Raw genomic sequence first — 2,546 nt, forward strand, 5'->3', positions numbered from 1 at the left:
TTTTGTTTTTTCTTTTTTTTGATTCATCTTGTTTTTTAGTTTTGGTTGGGGTTTTTTTTTTTTGTGGGGGGTTTTTTTTTTTTTTTAGGAGTCGGGCGCAGTTCTGGGCCCGTTATGACTTCCCCGGCCCCGGCCCGCTTCGTGTGCGCGGCTCAGTCCCAGTACTGATCGAGGTTGTAGGTGCTGCTGAACTGCCGGTCTTCCTGGGATTCATCAAGGCCCTCACCGAAGACTTCACCGGCTGCTGGGACAGGATCACGACGGGTGGCGGCGGAACCCTGGGCAATTGCGGAGGGGCAATCTTCGACATTGCCACCCTCGTCTTGGCATCGTCGCCATCAAGGCCATCAAGGACGCCGTGACGGCTTTTGACGCCGCCATGAGAACCGGTATCGCCGTCGACGAGGCATGGAAGGCCCTGCGCACCGCCGGCCTCACCGAAGCCGCCATCGAGGGGATCACCTCAAAGCTCCTGCTGACCAAGTGCTTCTCGGCCGGCACCAAGGTTGCGGCGGAAAACGGTCCCAAATCCATCGAGGACATCGAGGTCGGCGACCGGGTCTGGTCGCAGGACCAGGTCACGGGCAAGAAGTCCCTGCACCCGGTGTTGAACCTGTTCCACCGGACCGTCGACTCCCTGGTCCGGATCACAACCGCCGACGGCCAGGTCGAAGCGACGGATTCGCTCCGCTTCTGGGTGCCGGAACGGGGCTGGGTCGAGGCTGGTGAACTGCGCGCCGGAGACACCCTTGAGGCGCGGGACGGCGGCTCCACACAGGTTCTTGGCACCACGGTCGTCAAGGGGTCCGTCGAGGTCTTCAACTTCGAGGTCGCGCGAAACCACACGTACTACGCGTACACGGGGTCGACGCCGGTCCTGGTGCACAACGAGTGTCTCAAGGGGATCCTCGACGAGCTCGTCAAGGACGGCGACCACATCGTTCTGGGGATCAACCCGTACTCCGATACGCTGGCCAGAGAATCCCTGGGCGGTACCGGCGGCCTGAGCGGCCCCGGGGCACGGACGTTCAACCACGAGCTTCTCGGCAAACCGGCCCCTGGCGGTGACGGGCGTCCGATCTGGATGGCCGGCGTCGAGAAGGCGCTGGACGATAAGTCGGTGAAGTTGAGCATTTCACTGGACGGTGTTCCGGACGCGAAGACCGCGGCAGAAGCCCTGAACAGGCCCATCGAACGCGGGAAGCGGTTGGTGGGCGGCGACTGGCAGACGGTGGCCAAAGCAGGAAGCGACAACGGCACCGCATGGGAAGTGGTGACGCTGCGTCTCAACGTGATCCTTGGACGCCGGGACTTCGACGCCGTCGACTGGTACTTCACCAAGCCGGGTGACAAGGTGCCGAGCCTCGCCAAAGACATGCCGAAGCCGGACTGGGCCCAGTGACCCGAAGACCCCGAGGACAGGAAGAACACAGAGAATGGCGGATTTCGTACGAGAGGGACGTCTGTTCCGGGTGGTCAGCTTCGCGGCGTCGCACCGGCAGCTGCTGCTGCGCAGCGACGCCACCGCCGTCGACGGAACGGACACCCGCGTCGAGGTGTACTTCGGGCATGTGGAGCTCATGCTGCTCAAACCCATCTACCAGAAGGGGATCCACGTCCGCCCGGCGTCGGAGGCGGAGTTCGCGGTGCTGAAAGAGCGTCATGACCTCGCCACGGGCGATGCGGGCTTCACCTGGATGATCGAACCTGACGGGGACAGCTTCGTCGTCTCCGCCGAACCCTCGTGGCGCGAGGCGGACCGCAAGTTCGAGGACCCGTCCCTGTTCGACTTCGCCCAGCCCTGGCCCCCGGACTTCCCCGTGGAGTACGGCAGCGTCGGCTGAGGCGGATGACACGCTGAGGGCGCCATAGGTCTGACCTGTGCAAACCAGGGGCAGGCTACTACAGGGTCCGGTAGGGGAGTTGATAGGGGGAACGGTAGGGGCCTCGGTAGGGCACGCCCGCCTCTGCCCGCAAACGGTGAGCGCGTGAACATCCAGCCCCTGCTCGACGCGCTCGGCATCCGGAGGACGCCGCCCGGGCCCTGGCCGGCGACCTCCGCACCCAGATCCCGAACTGCAGGGGCGGCTGCGGGAAGCCGAGACCCACCTCGAACACCTCGCGATCACCCGCAAGACCGTCACCGCTCTCGCTGACCGCCTCCCGGCCCGGACCTCGGCGCCCGACCTGCCCGAACACCCGGACTACCCCCGCATCCTCGTCGCCTTCAACGAGGTCCCAGGCCCCCTCCGAGCCCGCGACGTCTGCGAAGCCCTCGACCACGAACCGCTGCCCAAGAACATCGAAGGCATCCGCGCCAAGCTGAAACGCCTGGTCAAGCTCGGCATCCTCACCGAGATCAACACCGGCGACTTCGCCGGGCAGCAGTAGCCCGTGCCCCCGCGAGCGGCAGCTCTGCCACAGCTGTGGTGGCCGGGGGACCGTGTTGGTGTGCGGGGCCCCCGCACTTTGGGCGGGGTGTGGCGGGGAGGCACATCAACCCCGGGGGGACCGGCCACACACATGAGCCGCAACAGCAGCCCCCA

3 protein-coding genes are annotated in these 2,546 nt (G+C 65.1%); all 3 read left to right on the plus strand.

The window, feature by feature from the left end:
• The coding region (locus tag ACFVWD_RS58050) for a hypothetical protein (protein ID WP_389607248.1) at positions 1-362 on the plus strand (362 nt) is incomplete at its 5' end.
• Positions 359-1,402, plus strand: a complete 1,044-nt coding sequence (locus ACFVWD_RS58055) for a polymorphic toxin type 27 domain-containing protein (protein ID WP_389607249.1) — start codon at positions 359-361, stop codon at positions 1,400-1,402. The genes ACFVWD_RS58050 and ACFVWD_RS58055, both read left to right, overlap by 4 nt.
• Before the next feature lie 34 nt (positions 1,403-1,436).
• Positions 1,437-1,844, plus strand: a complete 408-nt coding sequence (locus ACFVWD_RS58060) for a hypothetical protein (protein ID WP_168515367.1) — start codon at positions 1,437-1,439, stop codon at positions 1,842-1,844.
• Positions 1,845-2,546 lie beyond the last annotated feature (702 nt).

The organism is Streptomyces sp. NPDC058086 (genome assembly GCF_042885015.1).
Classification (GTDB): Bacteria; Actinomycetota; Actinomycetes; order Streptomycetales; family Streptomycetaceae; genus Streptomyces.